Here is a 23,254-nt window from a genome sequence, read left to right as displayed (position 1 = left end):
TCCTTAAATCAGGACCTGGCTGATCACGAACGACACGGTCAGGATGCTGACGGCGGTCGAGATCAGAATGGCGGCGGACACCCGTTGTGGGGCCACCTTGTAATGCTGTGCGAGGATGAAGACATTGCCCGCCACCGGCAAGGACGCTGCCGCGACAACCACGCCCGCCTTGTACGGATCGGACGGAAACAGCATGTAAACACCCACCGCGACGGCGGCCGGGTGGATGATCAGTTTACAGAAACTCAACCAGCCCGCAATCGTCAGACGCTCTGCCGATTTGCTGGCCAGTGAGGCACCGATGGCAAACAGCGCCCCGGGTGTCGCAGCCGCTCCCAGGATCGACAGGAACTGGTTGACCGGTTCGGGAATGGGCGCACCGGTCGCCGAAACCATGAACCCGGCAACGATCGAAACGATCATCGGGTTCTTGAGCAACCCGATCCCCACCGTCTTGAAAATCCGCAGCGACATCCGCCCTTCGCGCGATCCCACCACAAGGATGACGATCAGCGACGAAAACACCACGAGGTCGATGGTCAGGACAAGAATGATCGGTCCTACAGCCTCCTGTCCCATCAGCAGCGCCAGCATCGGCACGCCCAGGAAACCGGTGTTCCCGATGGCCGCGACCTGCCCCTCGAACGCGGCGGTTTCGGTGTTCATGCCGCGCAGGAATCCCACCGCCATGCCGATCCCATAGACAAAGGCCGTGCCCCACAGATACCCCGCCGCGATCCGCCAGTCGAAGATCTCGGCAATCGACAGGTTCGCGGAAAACCGGAAGAGCATCGCCGACAGGGCAAAGTAAAACACGAACTTGGTCAGATAGGCGGTAGCTTCCTCGGTGAAGAACCCGGTCTTGCCTGCACCGTAACCCACGGCGATCAGGGCGAAAAACGGCAGGGTCTGAAGGAAGATGGCCAGCATGACAAACCTGTTACCACGGAGGGCAGCCGCGTCAATTGCACAACGGCCTTTGTTGGTCTGGTTAAGTCGACAGAAAGGAATTTAATCTCTATATTGTTGGCGGTGTGGAGGTTTGCACGGAACATGCCAATGACACATACAGAACAGGCCCTCGCAGACGACAAGATGCGCGCCGAGATTGCGAAGCTCGTCGCTGAAACGTCCGAGATCAATCAAAACATGAAATACCGGTTTTGGGTTCTCATGGCCGCATATGTCAGCGCGATGGGCATCCTGCTGAAATTCGTCTGACCGCATCAAACCCGTGATCCTCCCATAGAAGAATCGCAAAACCCATGCTACATCTCGTGGCATGAACTCCCACGCCCCCAAGATACGTGCCTCCATTCAACCGCTTGAGGAAAGCGCCATCAACCGCATCGCGGCGGGTGAGGTGGTCGAGCGTCCAGCCTCTGCCGTCAAGGAACTGGTCGAGAACGCCGTCGATGCCGGGGCCACGCGCGTTGACGTGGCCATCGCCGACGGTGGCAAGACATTGATCCGCGTCACCGACGATGGCTGCGGTATCCCGCCCGACGAACTGCCGCTGGCGATTGCGCGCCACGCCACCTCCAAGATAGACGGGTCTGACCTGCTCAACATCCACAGCTTCGGGTTTCGCGGCGAAGCGCTTGCCTCGCTGGGCGCGGTGGGGCGTCTGACCCTGACCAGCCGCGCCGAGGGGCACGATGCCGCTGAACTGTCGGTCACCGGCGGAAAGATCGACCCGGTCAAACCCGCCGCCCTTTCGCGCGGCACCGTGGTTACCCTGCGCAACCTCTTTTTCGCAACGCCCGCGCGCCTGAAGTTCCTCCGCTCCGACCGGGCCGAGATGCAGGCGATCACCGATGTGATCAAACGCCTTGCCATGGCCGAACCCTCGGTCAGCTTCACCCTGCGCGATGTGTCCGGCGGCGGTGAGGGCCGCGTGATCTTCCGCGCCGATGCGGTGACGGGTGATCTCTTCGATGCCTTGCGTGGACGGCTCACGCAGGTGATGGGTCGCGAGTTCACCGACAATGCCGTACCCATCGACGCCGACCGCGAAGGCATCCGCCTCACCGGTCTGGCCGGGTTGCCCACCTATTCACGCGGCGCTGCGGTGGCGCAGTTCCTCTTCGTCAACGGACGTCCTGTGCGTGACAAGCTGCTGATCGGCGCATTGCGCGGGGCCTATGCCGATTTCCTCAGCCGCGACCGCCATCCGGCGGTGGCGCTGTTCATCGATTGCGACCCGCACAAGGTGGATGTGAATGTGCATCCCGCGAAATCCGAAGTGCGCTTCCGCGATCCTGGTCTGGTGCGTGGGCTGATCGTATCCGCCCTCCGTCATGCCTTGGCCGAGGCGGGGCATCGTGCCTCCACCACCGTCGCAGGCGCGACGCTGGGTGCCATGCGCCCCGAACAGCCGCACCCGCCGCGCGTCTACCAGATGGACCGCCCGAGTTTCGCAGCGCGACAGACCGCGTACTCGATGCAATCCCCCGGTTTCGCCGACATGCAGACCACCTATTCCGGACGTATGGTCGAGGTCGAAGAGGTCTCGCAAGAGACCGATGAGACCCCCCGCGAATACCGACCGCTGGGCGCCGCGCGGGGGCAGGTGCACGAGAATTACATCATTGCCCAGACCGAGGATGGCATCGTCATCGTCGATCAGCACGCGGCGCATGAGCGGTTGGTGTATGAGAAACTCAAGACCCAGATGACGCAGAACGGCGTTCCCGCACAGGCGCTGCTGATCCCCGATGTGGTCGAGATGAGCGACAGCGACGCGGCCCGCTTGTTCGACCTTTCGGACGACCTCGCCAGAATGGGGCTGACCATCGAACCCTTCGGCAAAGGCGCGGTCGTAGTGCGCGAGACACCAGCGATCCTTGGCGAGGTCAATTCCCATGCCCTCCTGCGCGACATCCTTGACGAGTTGGACGACCAAGGCGAGGCGCGCGCGGTGCAGGACCGGATCGAAGCGATCCTGAGCCGGGTGGCTTGTCATGGCTCCATCCGCTCGGGCCGTCAGATGCGGGCGGAAGAGATGAACGCTCTGTTAAGGGAAATGGAAGCGACCCCGTATTCCGGTCAGTGCAACCATGGCCGGCCCACCTATGTCGAACTGAAACTCAGCGACATTGAACGCCTGTTTGGCCGCACATGATCCAGATCGGTGATCTTGTCCTCGACCTGAGCGATCCGGTCGTTCTGCTGGGCTTGGCTCTGGGGGCCTTGGTTCTGCTGCTGCTCATCATGTCGCTGTTGTCCGCGCGTCGCGCAGCGAAACTGAGCGAGCCTCTGGTCTACCAGCTCGCGCAGGTCGGGCAGCGGGTGCAGGCCCTGTCCGACGGACAGGAACGCCTGTCAGGCGGTCTTACCCACGTTTCCGAGGCGCAGGCACAAAGCCAGACCGCGATGCTGCAACTGATGGAGCGGCGGCTGGCGCAGGTGCAGGAGCAGATGAACGAGAACCTGCACGGATCGGCCCGCCGTACGGCGCAATCCCTTGGCGAGTTGCAGCAGCGGCTCCAGAGCATCGACAAGGCGCAGGAGAACATCACCAAGCTGTCAGGCGACGTGCTGTCGCTGCAGGACATCCTGTCGAACAAGCAGACGCGCGGCGCGTTCGGGGAGATCCAGTTGACCGACATCGTCGGCAAGGCGCTGCCCAAGGACAGCTACACGCTGCAGGCGACGTTGTCGAACGGGAAGCGGGCGGACTGTCTGATCCACCTGCCGAACCCGCCGGGACCGATTGCCATCGACAGCAAGTTCCCTTTGGAAGCCTACGAACAGCTTCGCCGCGCCGATACGCAGGAGCATCTCAACCGCGCGGCGCAGCAGCTTCGGCTTTCGCTGCGAAAGCACATCAGGGACATATCCGAACGGTACATCATCGAAGGCGAGACCGCCGATGGTGCGCTGATGTTCCTGCCCTCCGAGGCGGTCTATGCGGAACTGCACGCGAACTTTCCCGAGGTGGTGCGCGAAGGGTTCAATGCGCGGGTCTGGATCGTGTCTCCGACCACCTGCATGGCGACGCTGAACACGATGCGGGCGATTCTCAAGGATGCGCGGATGCGCGAACAGGCAGGGGCGATCCGCAAGGAACTGAGCCTGCTTTACGCGGATGTGGACCGTCTGGGCAGCCGGGTCGAGAACCTCGACCGACATTTCGGGCAGGCGGCCAAGGACATCGCCGACATCAAGATCAGCGCCGACAAGGCCGGGCGTCGGGCGCGGAGGCTGGACAATTTCGATTTCGAGGAACTGGCCAAGGACGATCCGACTCCGGTCGTGCGGCTGGCGAAACCGCCGGGGGAATAGGTCAGTACACGTGCCGCAATGTTTCGCGCGCGAAACAATGGGACCGCATCGGTCCTTTTAACCTTTTGTTAGCCATTTGCGCGGGCGATGCGTCGACGCATCGCGTGTTTCCGTTGACGGAAACACGTCCGGGAAGGCACATCTCTTGTCAAACTGCCCTTCGGTTGGGATAAATTCTCATGACCCCTGCGGAACTGGATCAATTCGACAAGGCAATCCTGCGCATCCTGCAACGCGATGCCAGCCTGAGTGTCGAGACCATCGCCGATCAGGTCGCGCTGTCGCGCAACGCTTGCTGGCGGCGGATCAAGGCGATGGAGCAGGCGGGGATCATCACGGGCCGGGTGGCGCTGACCGATCCGGCCAAGCTGGGCTGTCCGCTGGAGGTGATGGTGATGATCCGTGCCGGGCGACACGATGCGGACTGGCTCGACAGCTTTCACAAGGCGGTGCGCACCATGCCCGAGGTGGTGGGCGCCTACCGCATGACCGGAGATCTGGATTACCTGCTGCGCGTGCGGGTGGCCGATGTTCCGGCCTATGACGCCTTTTACAAGCGTGTGATCGCGCGGATTCCGCTCTCGGATATTTCGGCCAGTTTCGTTATGGAAGAGATCAAGGAAACCACGGCCCTGCCGATCTGAGAAGGGGAGAGCCATGAGCGACGAGATTCGCACCACGGCCGAAGCGGTCGAAGGCGCTGCTTTGCCACGCAAGGTGGAAAGCCATGCTGCAGGGTCGGGCGAGACCGGGCAGAAACGCCTGCCGCACGCCCTGACCCGGAAGCCCCTGAAGCAGAAAAGCGACGCTGAATGGGCCTATGAGCGGCTGATCCTCTACATCCAGAATTTCGAGGAACAGCTCGACAACGAACACGAGGTGGCGATGGGCTTTGCCGGGAATCAGACCGGCGTGCTGCGGATCGAGGGGCTGGGATATTTCGACCCCGACATCGTCACCTTCTACGGTACCGATGGCGACGGGGTGCGGATGCAGCTGATCCAGCATGTCTCACAGCTCAACGTGGCGCTTCGGGCGATGCCGATTCTGCGCGACCATGTCGAGCCGCGTCGGATAGGGTTTCAGCTTGCGGCAGAATTGGAACAGGACGCGTAAACCGCGACACACTGCGCGCTTGGCATGGGTGACAGTGTCGGGCAAATCGGGTACCGACACGAAAACATTTGTAAGGGATGTCTCAAATGGCGGAACACAAGCACGGTTCAATGGATATCACCACGCAGGAAAAGACCTTTGACGGGTTCATCCGCTGGTCCACGCGCGTTGCGATCTTTTCGATCGGGGTTCTGATCTTCCTCGCGATCTTCAATTCCTGAGATCGACACTCACACCTGACCAGAGGCTAACATGACCCTGATGTCTCGGATCCTTGCCGGACTGGCCATGTTGGCCTTGGTGGGCTGCGGCGCGGGCGCGGAATTGCGTCCCGATGCATCACCCGAGGTGATCAGCAGCGCCTCCTATCGTCACCCCGGGCCGCCGGCGTTGACGCTGTTCACCATGATCAACAATCGCTCAGGCGCAGGTGCCCATACCAGCCTGATGATCAATGGGTCTCAGAGGGTCATCTTCGATCCTGCCGGGTCCGTCCGGCTGAGCGCGGTCCCGCAGCGTGGGGATGTTCTTTACGGTATCACACCGGGTGTGGCCGATTTCTACGCGCGGGCCCATGCGCGGGAAACCTATCACGTGGTGATGCAGACCATCGAAGTCTCGCCCGAGGTGGCGGAACGTGCCCTGCGGCTTGCGATTGCCAACGGACCGGTTGCATCCGCGCAATGCGCGCTGAGCACGGCGGCGATTCTGCGTCAGCTGCCGGGGTTCGAGAGCGTCGGCTCCACTTGGTTCCCGAAACGCCTGATGGATGATTTCGCAGAGCTGCCTGGCGTGCGGACGCAGAAAATCTTCGAAAATGACAGCGACGACAAGTCGGTCGCGATTGCGCAGTACGAACAATCCCTGCGCGCCCAGTGACCCGGATCAGAACAGAAGGCTGAGCGACACCAGTACCGTCGCTCCGACCCCCATCGCAGCAAACACATTCTTCGTGAGATATCCGACGGCAAAGGTCGCCGCTGCGGCAGCCAGCCGCGTGGGGTCCGGTTCACCACCCGTGGCAGTTGGCCAGATCACCAGCGGCGCGACCAGCGCAGGGATCACCGCAACGGCGGTATAGCGCAGGTGGCGCAGCACCCATTCGGGCATCGCCCGGTCGCCCACAAGACCGAGAAAGGCAAAGCGCAGGCCAAAGCTGCCCAGCCCAAGCGCAATGATGATGATCCAGAGCTGCGTTGTGTCGGTCATGGTTTGATTCCCAAACGCGTTTCCGCCTGCGCACCGGCGATCATGCCGCCCAGACCGGCCACGAGCAGGCCCAGATTGTAGGGCACCCAAGCGAACGCGAGAGCCAGAACGACAGCGGCCAGCGCGGCGATCCGGTGCGCCGGGGTGCGCAGCATCGGGCCGACCATCGCCAGAAAGGCAATGGGCAGCGCGAAATCAAGCCCGAGGCTGGGCGGGATGCGTTCTCCCAGCGATGCGCCGAGGAAGGTGAACAGATACCAGGGCGGGCAGATCGGGGTCATCACTCCGAGGAAGTAGGCGAATTTCTCGGCCGCGGTCTGATCCGGGTTGCGTTCATAGTCGAGAACGGACTGCGCATAGGTCTGATCGACAAGGAAATAGGCGGCAATCGCGCGCTTCCAGAGTGGCAGCGGGCCCAGATGCGGGGTGATCGACGCCGAATACATCGCCATTCGCAGGTTGACGGCGAGAGCGGAGGCGATGACCACCAGTGTGGGGGCGCTTTCGTTGATCAGCTGCAGCGCGGTGAACTGCGCGGCACCGGCGATCACCACGACGGAAAAGCCCATGGTTTCGTGCAGGGCAAGGCCCGATTCCGTTGCCAGCACGCCGAACAGCATGGCAAAGGGGCCGACGACGGCAAGGAAGGGCAAGCCGTCGCGAAGGCCCCGCCAGTAGCTTGACATTGCGGTCCCTGCCGCCATCACTGTGCCTCGTCTGCTGTGTTCGGACCGGACGTAGCTTTGGACGAGGGGAGATGCAATCCATGCCGGATGATGTGCTGCGCGACTACCTCATCGCGCCCGAGCCGGGCGCGCCGCGGCTGACGCGCCGTGTAGTGGGCACCGACCACACCGGGGCCGAGACCGAGATCAGCGTCGTCGAGGAGCGGCCATTGACGATTTTCCTGAACAGTCAGGAAATCGTGACGGCGATGACGATCGGGGATTATCCCGAATACCTCGCGGTCGGGTTTCTGCGCAATCAGGGCATGCTGCGGGATGACGATGTGGTCACCAAGGTCGAGTATGACGACGACCTTGAAGTTGTCGTGGTGCGCACCGAGCGGCAGACGACATACGAGGAGAAGGTCAAGAAGAAGACCCGTACCAGCGGCTGTGCCGTGGGAACGGTGTTCGGCGACATGATGGAAGGGCTCGACAAGGTGGTGCTGCCACCGGTGGAGCTGCGGACATCTTGGCTCTATGCGCTTGCGCACAAGATCAACACGACGCCTTCGCTGTACCTAGAGGCGGGGGCCATTCACGGCACGGTCCTGTGTCAGGAGGACCGGCCGCTGGTCTATATGGAAGACGTGGGCCGTCACAACGCGGTGGACAAGATCGCGGGCTGGATGTTTCAGGAAGGGGTCGGGCCGGAGGACAAGATCCTCTACACCACCGGGCGGCTGACCTCGGAGATGGTGATCAAGACGGCGCTGATGGGCATCCCGGTGCTGGCCTCGCGCTCGGGCTTTACCGCCTGGGGGGTCGAAATCGCGCGGCAGGTGGGCCTGACCTGTATCGGGCGGATGCGCGGCAAGCGGTTTGTCTGTCTTTCGGGTGAGGAAAGGCTGGTGCGCGACATGGATCCCGAGAGCGTGCCCGAAGAAAGCCGCAAGAGCCGCAGGAAGAGTGCGGAATGAGCCTGCCTTTGGGAGTGATCCTTGCCGGGGGGCTGGCGACCCGCATGGGCGGCGGCGACAAGGCGCTGTTGCAGGTCGGGGGGCAGACGCTTCTTGCCCGTGTGATCGACCGGTTGGAGCCGCAGGTTACGGGCATGGCGCTCAATGCGAACGGGGATGCGGCACGGTTTCAAGGGTTTGGTCTGCCGGTCCTGCCCGACAGCATCGCCGGTTACCCCGGACCGCTGGCGGGTGTTCTGGCGGGTCTGGATTGGGCGGCGGGGCAGGGGGCCGAGGCGATTGTGACCGTGGCCGCCGACACGCCGTTCTTTCCCACCGATCTGGTCGCGGTGTTGCAGGACACCGCCCAAGGTATGGCCCACCCGCTGGTTCTTGCCGCCACGCCACGGGGGGAGGAAAAGACCAGGTCGATGAGCCGTTCCGGCCTCATCCGACACCCGACCTTTGGCCTTTGGCCGGTGGCCCTGCGCGACGATCTGCGCGCGGCGTTGGAGGAGGGGATCAAGAAAGTGGTGATCTGGACCGAAAAACACGGCGGGCGCGAGGCGGTGTTCGACACGGACAATAGCGATCCGTTCTTCAACGTGAACACACCCGAAGACCTTGAGGCAGCAGAGGCGATGGTATGAGGATTTACGGCGTTACAGGCTGGAAGAACGCCGGCAAGACCGGGTTGATGGAACGGCTGGTGACCGAGATCACCGGGCGTGGGATCACCGTGTCGACTGTCAAACATGCCCATCACACCTTTGACGTGGACCATCCCGGCAAGGACAGCCACCGGCACCGTGTTGCCGGGGCGACCGAGGTGCTTCTGGCGTCGCGCAACCGTTTTGCGCTGATGCACGAACTGCGGGAGGAGGCCGAACCGACGCTGGACGAGCTGCTGTCCAAGTTGACGCCGGTCGATCTGGTTCTGGTCGAAGGCTACAAGCGCGACCGCCATCCCAAGGTAGAGGCCTTCCGCGCCGAGACCGGAAATGACCTGATCGCGCAGGGTGATCCGACCATTCAGGCCGTGGCCAGCGACACGCCGATGGACCTTGACCGTCCGGTGTTTGACCTGAACGACACCACGGCGATTGCGGATTTCATCCTGTCAGAGGTGGGGCTTTGACAGGCTTCGACACGATTGCGATTGTCGACTGGTCGGCGGGCAAACGTAAGACTCCCAGCCCGAAGAAGGATGCGATCTGGATCGGGGTTGCGCGCGAGGGCGCAGAGCAGGAGCCGGTGTATTGCAGATCGCGGATCGAGGCCGAGGCATGGTTGACCGCGTTCCTCGATGCCGAGGCGCAGGCCGGGCGGCGCGTGCTGATCGGGTTCGATTTCCCGTTCGGCTACCCGCGCGGTTTCGTGCGTCATGTGACAGGATCAGATGATCCGCTGGTGTTCTGGGACTGGCTCGAGGCGCGGATCACGGACAATGAGGCGGGCGAGAACAACCGCTTTGATGTTGCGTCGCAGATCAACCGCCTGTTCGACGGACCGGGGCCGTTCTGGGGCAAGACGCATGCCACGAATTGGCCGTTCATTCCTTACAAGAAAGAGGCTGTTCGGTTCTACGGCTTCGCTGAACGACGAGCCTGCGATCTTGCTGCCAAGGCGGCGTCCTCATGCTTTCAACTGGCGTATCCAAATTCTGTGGGAAGTCAGGCCTTGATGGGTCTGCCCATGCTCGCGAGGTTGCGGCGGCGCGCGGGTGTCGCGGTCTGGCCTTTTGAAGACTGGGCCGAGGCGCAGGCCGTGCTGGTCGAGATCTGGCCGGGCCTGATCGAGCCTGCCGTGAAGGCGGTGCAGGGCGACGAGATCCGCGATGCGGCGCAGGTGCGTCTTCTGGCCCGGGCTCTGGCCGGGTTGTCGGCCGACCGATTGACGGCGCTGTTGGCCGATGCGGGGCCAGAGGCGAAGGAGGAGGCGTGGATCCTTGGTGCCGGACATGAGGCTGAGCTCATTGCTGCGGCGCGGGGTCAGGTGACGCTGCAGCCGCCACCTCTGCGCAACGACTGTTTCGCCTTGCCTGCGGGCGTGGATTGGACGCCGGTGGACGACGCGCTGGCACTGCTGCGTGACCGGATGACTCCGGTCGTGGGTGTCGAGACCGTGCCGCTGATGCAGGCTGCTGGGCGTGTGCTGGCGCAGGATCTTGTGGCGAAACGGTCGAATCCACCACATCCGAATACGGCTGTGGATGGCTATGGGTTTGCTGGGGCTGTCATTGGTGACGGCCCGCAGAACTTGCCGCTTGTCGAGGGGCGCGCGGCAGCCGGCGCGCCGTTTGCCGGTGTGGTGCCGGAGGGGCATGCGGTGCGTGTTCTGACCGGTGCGGACCTGCCCGCGGGGGTGGACACCGTGGTGCTCGACGAAGATGTGCGTGTCGGTGCAGGGCGGATCGCTTTTCATGGCCCGTTGAAGCGCGGCGCGAATACGCGCAAGGCCGGCGAGGATGTGGCGCAGGGGGACATGGCACTTCAAGCCGGTCGCGTTCTGACGCCCGCGGATCTCGCACTGGCCGCCGCGGTCGGCCATGGCGCGTTGGTCGTCCGCAAGCGGTTGCGCGTTGCGATTCTGTCGACCGGTGATGAAATTGTCGAACCGGGGGCCGACGCGGCGCCCGGGCAAATCTTCGATGCCAACCGCCCGATGCTCCTGAGCCTTTGCGCCGGGTTCGGGTTCGAGGTCGTGGATATGGGACGTGCGCCGGACGCGCGAGACGCCGTGCGCGCATCCCTTGACGCTGCAGCGGCCAAGGCTGACGTGATCCTGACGTCCGGTGGAGCCTCGGCAGGTGACGAGGATCACGTCTCGGCTCTTTTGAGAGAGACTGGCGCGATGCAGGAATGGCGGATCGCGCTGAAACCTGGCCGACCGCTTGCCCTCGGGCTTTGGGAAGAGGTCCCGGTCTTCGGGTTGCCTGGAAACCCCGTGGCAGCTCTGGTCTGTACGCTGGTCTTCGCGCGGCCGGCCATGGGCGCCCTGGCGGGCGCTGGCTGGAGCGAACCGCAGGGGTTCACGGTGCCGGCCGCGTTCGACAAGCGCAAGAAACCGGGTCGGCGGGAATATCTTCGCGCGCGCATCCGGGACGGGGCCGCCGAAGTGTTCAAGTCCGAAGGGTCCGGGCGGATCAGCGGGCTGAGTTGGGCGGAAGGTCTGGTCGAACTGCCCGACGGTGCTGCTCAGGTGCGTCCCGGCGATCCCGTGCGGTTTATCCCTTACGCTGCCTTCAACCTGTAGTTTTTCCGCGCGCCCGATTTTTCGGCGAAAAATCGGGGCCCGCGAAGAAAGTTACAGAAAACCGTTAAGGTTCTATGACCGCCAGCGGAGATCAGTCGAACGTGCCTGTCACACGTCCGAGGAGCATAAAGGCGCGGGCGGTGCGGGTGCCGGCCAAATCCGAAATCTCGGCATCGGTCGCGGTGCTTTCAAACCGCGCAAATCCCTTGTCGAACAGCCGCAGGAAATGGTGCGCCGCATCCCGGAAAATCGGATCCTGCTTCATGCGCCCCGCCGTCAGCGCCAGGGACGAACGGTCCCGCACGCCTCCAAGTGCGGCAATGGTGCGTCCGCGCTCGCCCTTGGCAAAGCGTCGCCACATTTCGGGGCGGGCCATGTCCGGGCGCAGATCGTCCATGTATATGCCGTCCTGGCTGAGCAGGGTCAGCACATCTTGCGCAGCCTGAACCAGTTGTGCGGATGGCCGGTCCCTCAGAGCGCGGCGCAGCGCGGCAAACCCTTCCTGATCGTCGGCGGTTTCCGGAAAATGCAGGGCGCGGATGAAGTCCGCGTTCGACAGGGGCGGGTTCAGGGCTTCTGCAGGTGTGCCAAGCGCGAGTGTCGGCTGGTCCCCGGTTTCCGGGTCAGGCGCAGCGGCCTGAACCGCGATCTGCGCGGCACGGGTCGACGTGAACATGGCCAGTGTCGTCTCGGCCTTCTTCTGCGCATCCGCGATCTCGTCGAGTTTCTTCAAGATGGAGGGATGCGGCGGCTGATCGCGGCCTCCGGCCTGGTTCTGGGTGATATAGGCGTGTCGGATGGCATCGATGGCTGTCTGCAGACGGGTGCTTTCTTCGCGCATGATCCGCGAGGACCGTGCGCCAAGGGCCGCCACCCAGATCATGCCGACGGGAAAGAAGATCACCATCAGCGTCAGCAGGAAGCGCAGGCCATCGGCGCCGTCATTTCCGGAGAAGAGGAAGAACGCTGCCGAAATGACGAGCCACACCACGCTAAGCGCGGCGGCCGTCAGTTCGATCCCGCTCAGGCCGCGGGTGGTCTCTCCGGGGCGGGGTGGGATCGGAACGGACTTGGCGTCTGTTTGCTGTGGCATGGCAGGGCCTCGACCCATCAGATGTATTCGATCTTCAGCACTTCGTAGGTCTTGTCGCCGCCGGGCGTACGCACCTCGACGCTGTCGCCTTCCTCCTTGCCGATCAGCGCCCGGGCGATGGGTGACTTGATGTTGAGCAGACCCTTTTCGATATTGGCCTCGTGCTCTCCGACGATCTGCCAGGTTTTCTCTTCGTCGGTGTCCTCGTCCACCAAGGTCACGGTCGCGCCGAACTTGATCGGACCAGAAAGCTTGGTCGGGTCAATCACCTCGACAAGGCTGAGCACGCCTTCAAGTTCCTTGATGCGGCCTTCGATGAAGCCCTGCTTTTCGCGGGCTGAATGATATTCCGCGTTCTCCTTGAGGTCGCCCAATTCGCGCGCTTCGGCGATCGCCTTGATCACGGCGGGCCGCTCTTCGGACTTGAGCTGTTTCAATTCGGATTCCAGCGCGGCGTGGCCCGCGCGGGTCATCGGTAGCTTTTCCATGGGACGGTTCCCTCTTGGTCGGCAGAGCGAAAACTCTGGCGCCTGTTCAACTCGGCGCGGTCTAAACATGTCACTTGCGTTGGCGCAACAGTGACCTGACCCGCAATCGAAAGGCAAGAGGGGTTGCACCTGCTCGGCATCGGGTGGCGCATGAAATTGCAGCATTTCCCGACCAAACCGGGTTGTAACGCCGTGTCGCAATTGACCGAGCCTGACCTGCAGGTTACGTGACCCAGCAGGTTTTCGACTGGTGACATTGAGGAAAGAGCCCGACATGAGCGAACACACGCGCGAAGCGATGGAATATGATGTTGTCATCGTTGGCGCAGGCCCTGCCGGCCTGTCCGCCGCGATCCGTCTGAAACAACTCGACGCGGACCTGAACGTGGTCGTTCTCGAAAAGGGGTCGGAAGTGGGCGCGCATATCCTGTCGGGTGCGGTTCTGGACCCCTGCGGTCTCGATGCGCTGATCCCCGATTGGAAGGCAAAGGGCGCACCGCTCAACGTGCCTGTGAAGGATGACAACTTCTATATGCTGGGCGAGGCGGGCCAGATCCGCATCCCCAACTGGCCGATGCCGCCGCTGATGAACAACCACGGCAATTACATCGTGTCGATGGGCAATGTCTGTCGCTGGATGGCCGAGCAGGCTGAGGAACTGGGCGTCGAGATTTTCCCGGGCATGGCCTGTTCCGAAATCGTCTACGGCGACAATGGCGAAGTCAAAGGCGTGGTCGCCGGTGAATTCGGCAAGAACGCCGACGGCACACCGGGGCCGGGCTATGAACCGGGAATGGAACTGCATGGCAAGTACGTCTTCCTGAGCGAAGGCGTGCGCGGCAGCCTCGCCAAGGAAGTGATCGCAAAGTACGACCTGTCCAAGGGCAAGGAGCCGCAGAAATTCGGCCTTGGCATGAAAGAGATCTGGGAGATCGACCCGGCCAAGCACAAGGAAGGCTCTGTCACCCACACGATGGGCTGGCCGCTGGGGTCGAACGCGGGTGGCGGGTCGTTCATCTACCACCTCGACAACAATCAGGTCTATGTCGGCTTCGTCGTTCACCTGAACTACGAAAACCCGCACCTTTACCCCTACATGGAGTTCCAGCGCTTCAAGCATCACCCTATGGTGGCCGAACTGCTCAAGGGCGGCAAGCGCGTGGCGTACGGCGCGCGCGCCATCTCGGAAGGTGGCTACCAGTCGATGCCCAAGATGGTGGCACCGGGCGTGGCGCTGCTGGGCTGTTCCGTGGGCATGGTCAACGTGCCGCGCATCAAGGGCAACCACAACGCGATGCTGTCGGGCAAGGCTGCGGCGGAAGCCGCCTACGCCGCCATCCTGGACGGGCGCGCGTCGGATGAGCTGGCCGCCTATGAAACCGAAGTGCGTGAGGGTGCAATCGGTCAGGACCTCATGAAGGTGCGCAATGTCAAACCGCTCTGGTCCAAGCGCGGACTTCTGGCCTCGCTCACCATGGGCGGGTTCGACATGTGGACCAACACGCTGGGCTTCTCGCTGCTTGGCACTCTGGGTCACGGCAAGTCCGACGCCGAAGCGACCGGCGAAGCCAAGAACTTCAAGCCGATCGACTATCCGAAGCCCGATGGCAAGCTGTCCTTCGATCGCCTGACCAACGTGTCCTTCGCCGCGACCAACCACGAGGAAAGCCAGCCTGCGCATCTCAAGCTCAAGGACCCGTCGATCCCGGTGTCGGTGAACCTGCCGAAATACGGCGGACCGTCGGCGCGGTATTGCCCGGCAGGGGTTTACGAGTTCGTGAAGGACGAAAAGGGCGACGACAAATTCGTCATCAACTTCCAGAACTGCGTCCACTGCAAGACCTGCGATATCAAGGACCCAAGCCAGAATATCAACTGGACGGTGCCGCAGGGCGGGGACGGTCCGAACTACCCGAATATGTAACGTGACAAGGCCGGGCAAACGCCCGGCCTTTTGCTTTGGTTGCGCGTGGTTCAAGGGCGCGCTACGCTTTCGAAAATTCGCCTTTTGCAAGGAGAAGATGATGGCGCATTCGAGCATGAAGCGGCTTCTGGGATCGGCGGCGCTTGCGCTCTGTCTGATGGCCCCCGGCGGTGCCTTTGCCAGTGGTCTGGCCGGCGATTACCTTGCCGGACGGCAGGCGAGTTTCGCAGGCGACATCCAGGCGGCTGCCACATATTACGGGCGCGCGGTGATGTATGATCCGCAGAACCCGGTGCTGCTTGAGCGGGCAGCTTTGGCCGAGATTTCGCTGGGCGATGTCGAGCGCGCCGCGGCGTTGGCCACGAAGCTGGCCAATGACGGGCACCGCAGCCAAGTTGCGCAGATGGCGCTTGTGGCCGAGGTGGCCGCAGCCGAAGATTACGATGCGCTGATCGCTCAGGTGAATGACGACCGGGGCGTCGGCCCGCTGGTCGACGGGTTGTTGCTGGCGTGGTCACAGCTTGGTCTGGGGGACATGTCGGCTGCACTGGTGCAGTTCGATGAGCTGGCAAACCAACAGGGCATGCGCAATTTTGCCATGTATCACAAGGCGTTGGCACTAGCGTCGGTCGGCGATTTCGAAAGCTCTGCCGCCATTCTCGAAGATGCGGGCACCGGTGGGATGCAGCTGACGCGTCGGGGGATCATGGCCCATGTCGAAGTGCTCAGCCAGCTGGATCGCAATGAGGATGCGCTGACCCTGATCGAAACCGCTTTCGGGGCCGAGCTGGACCCCGGTCTGAGCCAGATGCGCGCTGCACTTGAAACGGGTGAGGCGATCCCGTTCACACATATCCGGGGCGCGCGGGATGGTCTGGCCGAGGTGTTCTACACATTGGCAGCCGCGCTTGCGAACGAAGCGAATGACGAATTCACTCTGCTTTACACACGGATCGCGGAACATCTCCGCCCGGGGCATATCGACGCCATCCTTCTGACCGCGAGCCTGCTGGACGACATGGGTCAGTCCGAGCTTGCCGTCAAAGCCTATGCCGAGGTGCCCGAGGATCATCCCGCCTATCACGCCGCCGAACTGGGCCGTGCCGCTGCTCTGCGAGACAGCGACAAGGTGGATGCGGCGGTCGAGGTGTTGCAGCGCCTGTCAAAGACACATGGCGATCAGCCCGTCGTGCATTCGACGCTGGGCGACACGATGCGCCAGCTGGAACGGTACGAGGAAGCGATCGACGCCTATACCAAGGCGCTGAGCCTGTTTGAGGAAGAAACCCAGAACCAGTGGTTCCTGCACTACGCACGTGCGATCTCCTACGAGCGACTTGACCGCTGGGACGAGGCCGAAGCCGATTTCCGTGCGGCATTGGCGCTCAATCCCGAACAACCGCAGGTGTTGAATTACCTTGGTTATTCGCTGGTCGAGAAAAAGATCAAGCTAGACGAGGCGCTCGACATGATCGAACGCGCCGCAGCAGCACGGCCGGACAGCGGCTACATCATCGACAGTCTCGGCTGGGTGCTCTACCGGCTGGGGCGTTACGAGGAAGCCGTGGTTCTCATGGAGCGGGCCGCAGAGTTGATGCCGGTCGATCCCGTGGTGAATGACCATCTGGGTGATGTGTACTGGGCAGTAGGCCGCAAGACCGAGGCGCGGTTCCAGTGGCGGCGGGCGCTGTCCTTTACCGTCTATGGCACCACGGCGGAAGAGGTCGATTCCGACCGGATCCGTGCCAAGCTGGATGTCGGTCTGGATCAGGTCCTTGCGGATGAAGGCGCGCCGCCGCTGCAGGTGGCGAATGACAGCAGCGACTGAATTCGCGCCCGCCAAGATCAACCTTGCCCTGCATGTGACCGGCCAGCAGGCCAATGGCTATCACCTGCTTGATTCACTGGTGGTCTTTGCCGATGTCGGCGACGTTCTGTCGGTTCTTCCAGCAGAACGGATGTCTTTGACCGTTGATGGACCGTTCTCCTCGGGTGTGCCCGAAGATGCACGCAACCTTGTCTGGAAAGCGCTGGATCGTGCGGGAGTGACCGCCGAGGTGTCCTTGACCAAGAACCTTCCGCACGGGGCCGGGATCGGGGGCGGATCATCGGACGCGGCGGCGATCCTGCGGGCGATTGGACGGCCAGACCTGGCGCCGGGCCTAGGAGCGGATGTGCCGGTCTGTCTGGGACAGGGCCCGCAGCGCATGCAGGGGATCGGTGATGTGCTGACCGACATTCCCACATGCCCCCGCTTTTGGCTGGTGCTGGTCAATCCCGGCGCGCATGTTCCGACTGTGGATGTCTTTGGCGCATTGATCCGTAAGGACAATCCGCCGATGGACTCGCTGCCCACGAAAGGTGACTGGCTCGCTTGGCTGGCCGCCCAACGCAACGATCTGCAAGACCCGGCAATCGCCTATGCACCCGTCATATCCGAGGCGCTTGCCGCGCTGGAGGATGCACAGCTTGCGCGCATGTCCGGTTCGGGGTCGACCTGCTTCGGCATCTACCCGGATAAGGATGCAGCAAGCGCTGCACAGACACGCATATCCGCGTCGCGTCCCGACTGGTGGGTGGTCGCAACGCAAACTTTTGGCGCAGAGATCAGTTGACCCGCGCCACCACGTAATCGGCCAGATCGTCGAGCATATCGCGGATCGGATGCGCGGGCAGGCTGGCCAGAGCCGTACGCGCCTTGGCGATCCAGTCATTCGCTTCCGCCCGTGTCGCCTCGAGCGTTCCGTGCTTGGTCAAGAGCTCAATGGCGTGTTCGAGATCGCCGTCTTCCTGACGGCCCTTTTCGATGGTCCGCTTCCAGAACGCACGCTCTTCGTCGTCGCCCAGGGCCACCGCCTTGATCACCGGCAACGTCAGCTTGCGCTCGCGGAAATCGTCGCCCACGTTTTTGCCCGTCGCATCGGACCCCCAGTAATCCAGAAGGTCATCGACGATCTGGAACGCGATCCCCAACGCATCGCCGTAGTCGAACAGCGCCTTCACCTGCGCGTCGTCCATATCGGCAATCACGCCGCCCACTTCGGTCGCCGCCGAAAACAGCGCTGCCGTCTTGCCGCGCACGACTTGGAGGTAAATCGCCTCGGTCGTGCGCAGATCCTGCGCCGCCGTCATCTGCAAGACCTCGCCTTCCGCAATGGTGGCCGCCGCATCGGACAGGATGCGCAGCACGCGGATATTGTTGGTCTCGGTCATCAACTGGAAGGACCGCGCGAACAGGTAGTCGCCGACCAGAACGCTGGATTTGTTGTCCCACAGCAGGTTCGCCGTGGGCCGTCCCCGTCGCTTTTCGCTCTCGTCCACCACGTCGTCATGCAACAGCGTCGCTGTGTGGATGAACTCAACCGTTGCGGCAAGTTTCACATGGTTGTCGCCCTCGTAGCCGCACATGCGCGCAGCGGCCAGGGTCAGCATCGGACGCAGACGCTTGCCGCCCGCCTCGACCAGATGCGCGGTGACTTCCGGAATGCGCGGCGCATGTTCCGAGGCCATACGCGTTCGGATCAGAGCGTTCACATGCGCCATATCATCCGCCAACGCCTCTGCCAGACGATCATGCGGTTTCTGACTTGGTTTATCCAACATCATCACCATTCCTTCAGGAAGGCTCGACAAAGCGGGCCCGGTGTTCCTACATCATGGTCATGGAAGAGCTTTTGCGCACCAATGACATCACACTGATACCGCTCGCCCGAGCCGTGCTTGAGGACGAGGGTATAGACAGCTTTGAATTGGACGTAAACATGAGCGTCCTCGAAGGGTCTATCGGCATCTTGCCGCGCCGCCTGATGGTGCGCAGCGACGAGATTGATGACGCAAGACGTGTCTTGCGCGAGTACGGTGTCAAGTTTGAGGACTGAACCCTTCGCGGGGGAGGAACTGTCCCGCGACGATTTTCTGGGTGGCGCGGTGCGTCTGTGGCAACCGAAAGATGGGTATCGCGCCGGGGTTGATCCGGTGCTTCTGGCCGCATCCATCCCGGCAAAAGCCGGGGAGACGGTGCTGGAACTTGGATGTGGGGGCGGTGCCGCGCTGGCCTGCCTTGCGACGCGGGTGCCCGGTCTCAACTGCACCGGCATTGAAATGCAACCTGCCTACGCCGCGCTGGCGCAGCGCAATCTGGATGACAACCGTTTGGCCGGGTCCGTGTACTGTGCCGATCTGTCCAACCTTCCCGCAGACGTGAAATCCCAGCGCTTCGATCATGTGATCGCCAACCCGCCCTATTTCGAGAATTTCCGCGCGGTGGCGCCCCGATCCCACGAACGTGCCGTGTCCCGCGCTGGCGCACTGCCGCTCGAGACATGGGTGAGCGTTGCGTCGAAGCGGCTCAAGCCGGGTGGGGCGGCGACCTTCATCCAGCGGGCAGACCGATTGCCCGAACTGATGAGCGCGTTCTTCGGCTGTCTGGGTGCGCTTGAGCTTTGGCCGATCCACCCGCGCAGTTTGCGTCCGGCGCGGCTTGTCCTCTTGCGGGGACGCAAGGAACGCAGGGCGGCCTTCGTCGCACACCCCCCGCTGGTTCTGCATCGGGGTGACAACCACGAGCGCGATGCCGATTCGTATACCGAGACCGTGTCAAAAGTCTTGAGGTCGCCCCAATCGTTGCCGTTTCCCGACCTAAAGAGCCATCAGATGCGGCGCAATCGGCTATAATTTACCAACCGTGCGGGTGCAGCGTGACAGATTTGTAAAACTGTGATCGACTGAAGATCCAATCAGTCACAGGAGGACTTCATGAGCTTGACTTCACATCTTCAGGAACTGAAGCGGAAGCACCAAACCCTGTCTGAAGAGGTCGAACAGGCCCAACGCGCACCAGGAACGGATGACCTGATGATCGCGTCGCTGAAAAAGCAGAAACTCCGACTCAAAGAAGAAATCGAACGCCTCTCGTAAATGGTGACAGCCCGGGTCTCCCCCCGGGCTTTTTCATATCTGAAAATCCTGAATCGCCTGAACCTCGGAGTGCACCAATTCGTGTCCTCCGGGGTGCCAGTGTTCGGTTACATCAGCCCCTTGCGCACGAAGGTACTCGGTCAGGGACCGTGTCAGCGGTGCAGGGCAGATCGTGTCGCGTTCGCCTGCCGTGATCAGCCAGCGTGTTGCCGCCAGGCCCGGTTGCGGGGCAGGGGTCCACGGGATCAGCGGGTGCATGGCGATCACATCGGTGAACAGATCAGGGTCTACAAAGGCCACCGCCGCCGCGATATTCGCGCCGTTGGAATAGCCAAGCGCGATCACGCGCGTCGCCCCGGTCTCGGAAATCCTGGACCGGATGAATCCGGCCATCGCCGCGCGCCGCTTGGCCAGATCGTCCATGTCATAGACACCTTCGCCTGTGCGTCGGAAATACCGGTTCATCCCGTGTTCCGACACGTCACCGCGCGGCGACACCACATGCGCCCCCGGCCAAAGCTGTTCGGCGAGGCCGTGAAACTGTGTTTCGTCGCCCCCTGTTCCGTGGAAGGTAAACACCAGGGGCGCGCCGGACGTGCCCTTGGTTTCGCGTATGATGTAGTCAGTCAACGATCGGCTCCAGATACTTTTCTTCCAGAACCTGACGCAGATGTTCATGCTGCGTCGGCAGCTTGAGCGCTTCGCCCAGATGGGCCGTATCCTCGTCCCTGTCAAAGCCCGGCTCGTTGGTGGCGACTTCGAACAGCACCCCGCCGGGCGTGCGGAAATAGATCGCGTAGAAGTAATCGCGGTCGATCACAGGCGTCACCTGATAGCCCGTGTCCATCAGAGCCTTGCGCACCTCAAGCTGCTTTTCCCGATTATCGACGGAAAACGCGATGTGGTGCACCGATCCGGCTCCCTGATCCGCACCGGGCGCATTGACCTGCGTGATGTCGATCACGTTGGCCTCATTGCCGCCGGGCACGTGAAAGCGGGTAACGTTGTCCTGTCGATCCAGTTCTTCGTAGCCCATGTATTTCAGCAGTTCGGCACTGGCCGCTGCATCGCGCAGGCGCATGTCGGCGCTGTGGAAGCCCCGGATGGCCGCATCGGCGGGCACACCGTTGTTGGTCCACGGGTCGCGGGCATCGTCCTCGGTTTCCACCAGAACAAACCCGTCACCGTCCGGCCCGTCAAAGCGCAAGCGGTTTTCGCCGAACGTGGTTTCGGTCTGCATGTTTTTGACGTCGAACGTCGCCAGCCGCTCCTGCCAGTAGGGCAGGCTGCCCTTGGGCACCGCAAAGCCGGTGATCCCCACTTCGCCCGTGCCGGGGCGGCCGCGCCGTGCGTTGGGGAAGGGGAAATAGGTCATCACGGTGCCGGGCGTGCCCGCCTCATCGCCGTAATAGAGGTGATACACTTCGGGCGCGTCGAAATTGACCGTCTTCTTGATCCGGCGCAGGCCCAGCGTCTTGGTAAAGAAATCGTTGTTCGATTGTGCCCCGCTGGCGATTGAGGTCACGTGATGAAGTCCGTTGATCTGGGTGATCATGTCGGGTCTCCCGTTTGTCCGCGTTTCTGTTCGGATCCGTATCTAGCTGCAACTCAGCGCACATAAATACCCGTCAGCGCGCCAATTTTGTGCAAATCCGCACTTAAACCCGGCGCGATGCCAGCGCTGCGATCCCGGCACCGACAGTGATCAGCACCGCGGCCGCCACCAGTTGCCAAGACGAGACCGCAAACCCCGCCACGATCAGAACCAGCGTCGACAGCAAGGGCGCGGCATAGCTTGCGACCCCCAGAACCTGAATGTCACCCTTTTTGACGCCGATGTCCCAGACGTAGAACGCCAACCCCACCGGACCAAGGCCCAACGCCACCACCGACACCCAGCCGAACGCACTGCTCGGCCAGACGGTTGTTTCAAAGATCAGATGTGGGGGAACAGACAGGATCGCCGTCAGCACGCAGAACACCGCGACGGCTTCGGTCGGTGTGGTGCCAAGGCGGCGCGAAAGGACGGAATAGCTGCTCCATGTCAGCGCGCAGAACCCGGCAAGGATCAGGCCGGGTGTGGCCGATGCCTCAAAGCTGAACCCGTTGCGTAAGACAATAAGCGCGGCTCCAGCGAAAGACACCAGCGCGCCCACGATATGTCCCATGCGCAACCGCTCCCCCGGCAACAGCCCGGAAAACAGCACGATGAACAAGGGCCAGAGATACGCGATCAACCCCGCTTCGGCGGGCGGAGCAAGGCGCAGCGCCGAATAGTAAAGCGCGTGATAGCCGAACAAGCCCGCCGTTCCGAAGGCGTAGACGGTCCACGGCACCATGCGCAGCACCGCCATCCGCCCCCGCGCGACCACCCAGACCACGCCCACCGCGCCGCCAATGGCAAAGGTCAACGCGTTGAGCAGAAAGGGCGGAACCGGGGCCGATCCGGCGGTGAACAGCGCCAGAAGCGCCCAAAGCAGGACGGCGACAAATCCGATGGCTGTGGCGGTGGCGCGGGTCATGTCTTCCGCTAATCCGCGCCGCAGAAAAAGAAAAGGCCCGCGCAGCAGGCGGGCCTTTCCGAAAACCGAAAGCGTGGCTCAGACGAAGAACTGCGCCCCGTTGGCCGAAATGGTCGAGCCGTTGATGAAGCCCGACTGCTCGGACGCAAGGAACACGACGCAGCGCGCGATTTCCTCGGGTTCGCCCAGACGGCCCGCCGGGATGCCCGCGACGATCTTCTGGCGCACCTCTTCGGGGATCGCCATGACCATTTCCGTGGCGATATAGCCCGGGCAGATCGCGTTCGCGGTGATACCGGCGCGCGCGCCTTCCTGTGCCAGCGACTTGACGATGCCCAGATCGCCCGCCTTGGTCGCGGCATAGTTCACCTGACCGAACTGGCCCTTCTGACCGTTGATCGAGGAAATGACGATTACGCGGCCGAACTTGCGCTCGCGCATGCCGGGCCAGACGGGGTGCACGGTGTTGAACACGCCGGTCAGGTTGGTGTCGATCACCTCTTTCCACGCCTCGGGGGTCATCTTGTGGAATGGCGCGTCACGGGTGATGCCCGCGTTGGCGACCACGATGTCGATTGGGCCCAGATCGGCCTCCACTTGCGCGATGCCGGCCTTGGACGACTCGTAATCGGCCACGTTCCATTTGTAGGTCTTGATGCCGGTCTCCGCTGTAAAGGCGGCGGCCTTTTCATCGTTGCCGGCATAGGTGGCTGCGACGTCATAGCCTTCGGCCTTGAGTGCTTTGGAAATGGCTTCGCCGATGCCGCGGCTGCCGCCGGTGACGAGTGCTACACGTGCCATGGAAATCTCCTCTCGGGT

At 62.6% G+C, this 23,254-nt stretch carries 27 protein-coding genes; 17 read left to right on the top strand and 10 right to left on the bottom strand.

Features of this window, described 5'->3' with window-relative positions; all coding sequences use genetic code 11:
* Nucleotides 1–3: 3 nt before the first annotated feature.
* Entirely contained in the window at nucleotides 4–930 is a 927-nt protein-coding gene (locus MRY75_RS06200) for an AEC family transporter (RefSeq protein WP_292306273.1), read from the bottom strand.
* A 129-nt stretch (nucleotides 931–1,059) separates the two neighbouring features.
* Here MRY75_RS06200 and MRY75_RS06195 point away from each other — a divergent pair, with 129 nt between their 5' ends.
* The 7 genes from MRY75_RS06195 to MRY75_RS06165 all read left to right on the top strand — a co-directional run bounded on the left by MRY75_RS06195 (nucleotide 1,060) and on the right by MRY75_RS06165 (nucleotide 6,282).
* Nucleotides 1,060–1,221: a hypothetical protein gene (locus MRY75_RS06195; protein WP_292306272.1), complete on the top strand. Its 162-nt coding sequence runs from the start codon at nucleotides 1,060–1,062 to the stop codon at nucleotides 1,219–1,221.
* A 61-nt stretch (nucleotides 1,222–1,282) separates the two neighbouring features.
* Nucleotides 1,283–3,124, top strand: coding sequence for a DNA mismatch repair endonuclease MutL (gene mutL, locus MRY75_RS06190; RefSeq protein ID WP_292306271.1), 1,842 nt, complete (start codon nucleotides 1,283–1,285; stop codon nucleotides 3,122–3,124).
* Complete coding sequence (gene rmuC, locus MRY75_RS06185) at nucleotides 3,121–4,287, top strand: DNA recombination protein RmuC (RefSeq protein ID WP_292306270.1); 1,167 nt, start codon at nucleotides 3,121–3,123, stop codon at nucleotides 4,285–4,287. The genes mutL and rmuC overlap by 4 nt, the downstream gene beginning before the upstream one ends.
* Nucleotides 4,288–4,466: 179 nt before the next feature.
* Nucleotides 4,467–4,931 (top strand): Lrp/AsnC family transcriptional regulator, encoded by a 465-nt coding sequence (locus MRY75_RS06180; RefSeq protein WP_292306269.1) that lies wholly within the window; start codon nucleotides 4,467–4,469, stop codon nucleotides 4,929–4,931.
* A 13-nt stretch (nucleotides 4,932–4,944) separates the two neighbouring features.
* Entirely contained in the window at nucleotides 4,945–5,403 is a 459-nt protein-coding gene (locus tag MRY75_RS06175) for a DUF6173 family protein (protein WP_292306268.1), read from the top strand.
* 86 nt (nucleotides 5,404–5,489) lie between these two features.
* Nucleotides 5,490–5,624 carry an aa3-type cytochrome c oxidase subunit IV gene (locus MRY75_RS06170; RefSeq protein WP_292306267.1) on the top strand — a complete coding sequence of 45 codons (135 nt, stop codon included), beginning with the start codon at nucleotides 5,490–5,492 and terminating at the stop codon, nucleotides 5,622–5,624.
* A gap of 31 nt (nucleotides 5,625–5,655) precedes the next feature.
* Complete coding sequence (locus MRY75_RS06165; RefSeq protein WP_292306266.1) at nucleotides 5,656–6,282, top strand: hypothetical protein; 627 nt, start codon at nucleotides 5,656–5,658, stop codon at nucleotides 6,280–6,282.
* 6 nt (nucleotides 6,283–6,288) lie between these two features.
* On the opposite strand, the gene MRY75_RS06160 is transcribed toward MRY75_RS06165, so the two are convergent.
* Nucleotides 6,289–6,612: an AzlD domain-containing protein gene (locus MRY75_RS06160; protein ID WP_292306265.1), complete on the bottom strand. Its 324-nt coding sequence runs from the start codon at nucleotides 6,610–6,612 to the stop codon at nucleotides 6,289–6,291.
* Nucleotides 6,609–7,298 (bottom strand): AzlC family ABC transporter permease, encoded by a 690-nt coding sequence (locus MRY75_RS06155; protein WP_292306264.1) that lies wholly within the window; start codon nucleotides 7,296–7,298, stop codon nucleotides 6,609–6,611. Before MRY75_RS06155 ends, MRY75_RS06160 begins: the two co-directional genes overlap by 4 nt.
* 71 nt (nucleotides 7,299–7,369) lie before the next feature.
* Between MRY75_RS06155 and MRY75_RS06150 the strand changes: the two genes are divergently transcribed.
* Genes MRY75_RS06150 through glp form a run of 4 tightly spaced genes read left to right on the top strand, consistent with a single transcriptional unit; the run spans nucleotide 7,370 to nucleotide 11,491 of the window.
* Complete coding sequence (locus MRY75_RS06150) at nucleotides 7,370–8,257, top strand: formate dehydrogenase accessory sulfurtransferase FdhD (protein ID WP_292306263.1); 888 nt, start codon at nucleotides 7,370–7,372, stop codon at nucleotides 8,255–8,257.
* Entirely contained in the window at nucleotides 8,254–8,886 is a 633-nt protein-coding gene (mobA, locus tag MRY75_RS06145) for a molybdenum cofactor guanylyltransferase MobA (protein ID WP_292306262.1), read from the top strand. The genes MRY75_RS06150 and mobA overlap by 4 nt, the downstream gene beginning before the upstream one ends.
* Complete coding sequence (gene mobB / locus MRY75_RS06140; RefSeq protein WP_292306261.1) at nucleotides 8,883–9,374, top strand: molybdopterin-guanine dinucleotide biosynthesis protein B; 492 nt, start codon at nucleotides 8,883–8,885, stop codon at nucleotides 9,372–9,374. Before mobA ends, mobB begins: the two co-directional genes overlap by 4 nt.
* Nucleotides 9,371–11,491 (top strand): gephyrin-like molybdotransferase Glp, encoded by a 2,121-nt coding sequence (gene glp, locus MRY75_RS06135; protein WP_292306260.1) that lies wholly within the window; start codon nucleotides 9,371–9,373, stop codon nucleotides 11,489–11,491. The genes mobB and glp overlap by 4 nt, the downstream gene beginning before the upstream one ends.
* 91 nt (nucleotides 11,492–11,582) lie before the next feature.
* Here glp and MRY75_RS06130 read toward each other — a convergent pair whose 3' ends face one another.
* A complete protein-coding gene (locus MRY75_RS06130) occupies nucleotides 11,583–12,584 on the bottom strand; it encodes a hypothetical protein (RefSeq protein WP_292306259.1) in 1,002 nt (333 codons plus the stop codon).
* Between the two features lie 17 nt (nucleotides 12,585–12,601).
* A complete protein-coding gene (greA, locus tag MRY75_RS06125) occupies nucleotides 12,602–13,072 on the bottom strand; it encodes a transcription elongation factor GreA (RefSeq protein WP_292306258.1) in 471 nt (156 codons plus the stop codon).
* 274 nt (nucleotides 13,073–13,346) lie between these two features.
* Here greA and MRY75_RS06120 point away from each other — a divergent pair, with 274 nt between their 5' ends.
* The 3 genes from MRY75_RS06120 to MRY75_RS06110 all read left to right on the top strand — a co-directional run bounded on the left by MRY75_RS06120 (nucleotide 13,347) and on the right by MRY75_RS06110 (nucleotide 17,611).
* Nucleotides 13,347–14,996 (top strand): electron transfer flavoprotein-ubiquinone oxidoreductase, encoded by a 1,650-nt coding sequence (locus MRY75_RS06120; RefSeq protein ID WP_292306257.1) that lies wholly within the window; start codon nucleotides 13,347–13,349, stop codon nucleotides 14,994–14,996.
* A gap of 100 nt (nucleotides 14,997–15,096) precedes the next feature.
* A complete protein-coding gene (locus MRY75_RS06115; protein WP_292306256.1) occupies nucleotides 15,097–16,824 on the top strand; it encodes a tetratricopeptide repeat protein in 1,728 nt (575 codons plus the stop codon).
* Nucleotides 16,808–17,611: a 4-(cytidine 5'-diphospho)-2-C-methyl-D-erythritol kinase gene (locus MRY75_RS06110; RefSeq protein WP_292306255.1), complete on the top strand. Its 804-nt coding sequence runs from the start codon at nucleotides 16,808–16,810 to the stop codon at nucleotides 17,609–17,611. The genes MRY75_RS06115 and MRY75_RS06110 overlap by 17 nt, the downstream gene beginning before the upstream one ends.
* Here MRY75_RS06110 and MRY75_RS06105 read toward each other — a convergent pair.
* The gene (locus tag MRY75_RS06105) at nucleotides 17,604–18,602 is read right to left on the bottom strand and encodes a polyprenyl synthetase family protein (protein WP_292306254.1); all 999 of its coding nucleotides are present in this window, start codon (nucleotides 18,600–18,602) and stop codon (nucleotides 17,604–17,606) included. The genes MRY75_RS06110 and MRY75_RS06105 overlap by 8 nt on opposite strands.
* Before the next feature lie 56 nt (nucleotides 18,603–18,658).
* On the opposite strand from MRY75_RS06105, the gene MRY75_RS06100 reads away from it, so the two are divergent.
* The 3 genes from MRY75_RS06100 to MRY75_RS06090 all read left to right on the top strand — a co-directional run bounded on the left by MRY75_RS06100 (nucleotide 18,659) and on the right by MRY75_RS06090 (nucleotide 19,913).
* The gene (locus MRY75_RS06100; RefSeq protein WP_292306253.1) at nucleotides 18,659–18,874 is read left to right on the top strand and encodes a DUF2007 domain-containing protein; all 216 of its coding nucleotides are present in this window, start codon (nucleotides 18,659–18,661) and stop codon (nucleotides 18,872–18,874) included.
* Nucleotides 18,864–19,670 (top strand): methyltransferase, encoded by an 807-nt coding sequence (locus MRY75_RS06095; protein WP_292306252.1) that lies wholly within the window; start codon nucleotides 18,864–18,866, stop codon nucleotides 19,668–19,670. Before MRY75_RS06100 ends, MRY75_RS06095 begins: the two co-directional genes overlap by 11 nt.
* Nucleotides 19,671–19,751: 81 nt before the next feature.
* Nucleotides 19,752–19,913 carry a DUF465 domain-containing protein gene (locus tag MRY75_RS06090; RefSeq protein WP_085630368.1) on the top strand — a complete coding sequence of 54 codons (162 nt, stop codon included), beginning with the start codon at nucleotides 19,752–19,754 and terminating at the stop codon, nucleotides 19,911–19,913.
* 33 nt (nucleotides 19,914–19,946) lie between these two features.
* Here the strand turns inward: MRY75_RS06090 and MRY75_RS06085 are convergent, their stop codons facing one another.
* The 4 genes from MRY75_RS06085 to phbB form a co-directional block, all read right to left on the bottom strand.
* Entirely contained in the window at nucleotides 19,947–20,543 is a 597-nt protein-coding gene (locus MRY75_RS06085) for an alpha/beta hydrolase (protein ID WP_292306251.1), read from the bottom strand.
* Nucleotides 20,536–21,468, bottom strand: coding sequence for a VOC family protein (locus tag MRY75_RS06080; protein ID WP_292306250.1), 933 nt, complete (start codon nucleotides 21,466–21,468; stop codon nucleotides 20,536–20,538). The genes MRY75_RS06085 and MRY75_RS06080 overlap by 8 nt, the downstream gene beginning before the upstream one ends.
* Before the next feature lie 103 nt (nucleotides 21,469–21,571).
* Nucleotides 21,572–22,435 (bottom strand): EamA family transporter, encoded by an 864-nt coding sequence (locus MRY75_RS06075; protein ID WP_292306249.1) that lies wholly within the window; start codon nucleotides 22,433–22,435, stop codon nucleotides 21,572–21,574.
* Between the two features lie 78 nt (nucleotides 22,436–22,513).
* Nucleotides 22,514–23,236 carry an acetoacetyl-CoA reductase gene (gene phbB, locus MRY75_RS06070; RefSeq protein ID WP_292268360.1) on the bottom strand — a complete coding sequence of 241 codons (723 nt, stop codon included), beginning with the start codon at nucleotides 23,234–23,236 and terminating at the stop codon, nucleotides 22,514–22,516.
* Nucleotides 23,237–23,254: the final 18 nt, after the last annotated feature.

The organism is Marivita sp. (assembly GCF_022763305.1).
Lineage (GTDB): Bacteria > Pseudomonadota > Alphaproteobacteria > Rhodobacterales > Rhodobacteraceae > Marivita.
The sequence above is the reverse complement of the archived record's forward strand: the minus strand, read 5'-3'. Positions and strand labels throughout refer to the sequence as shown.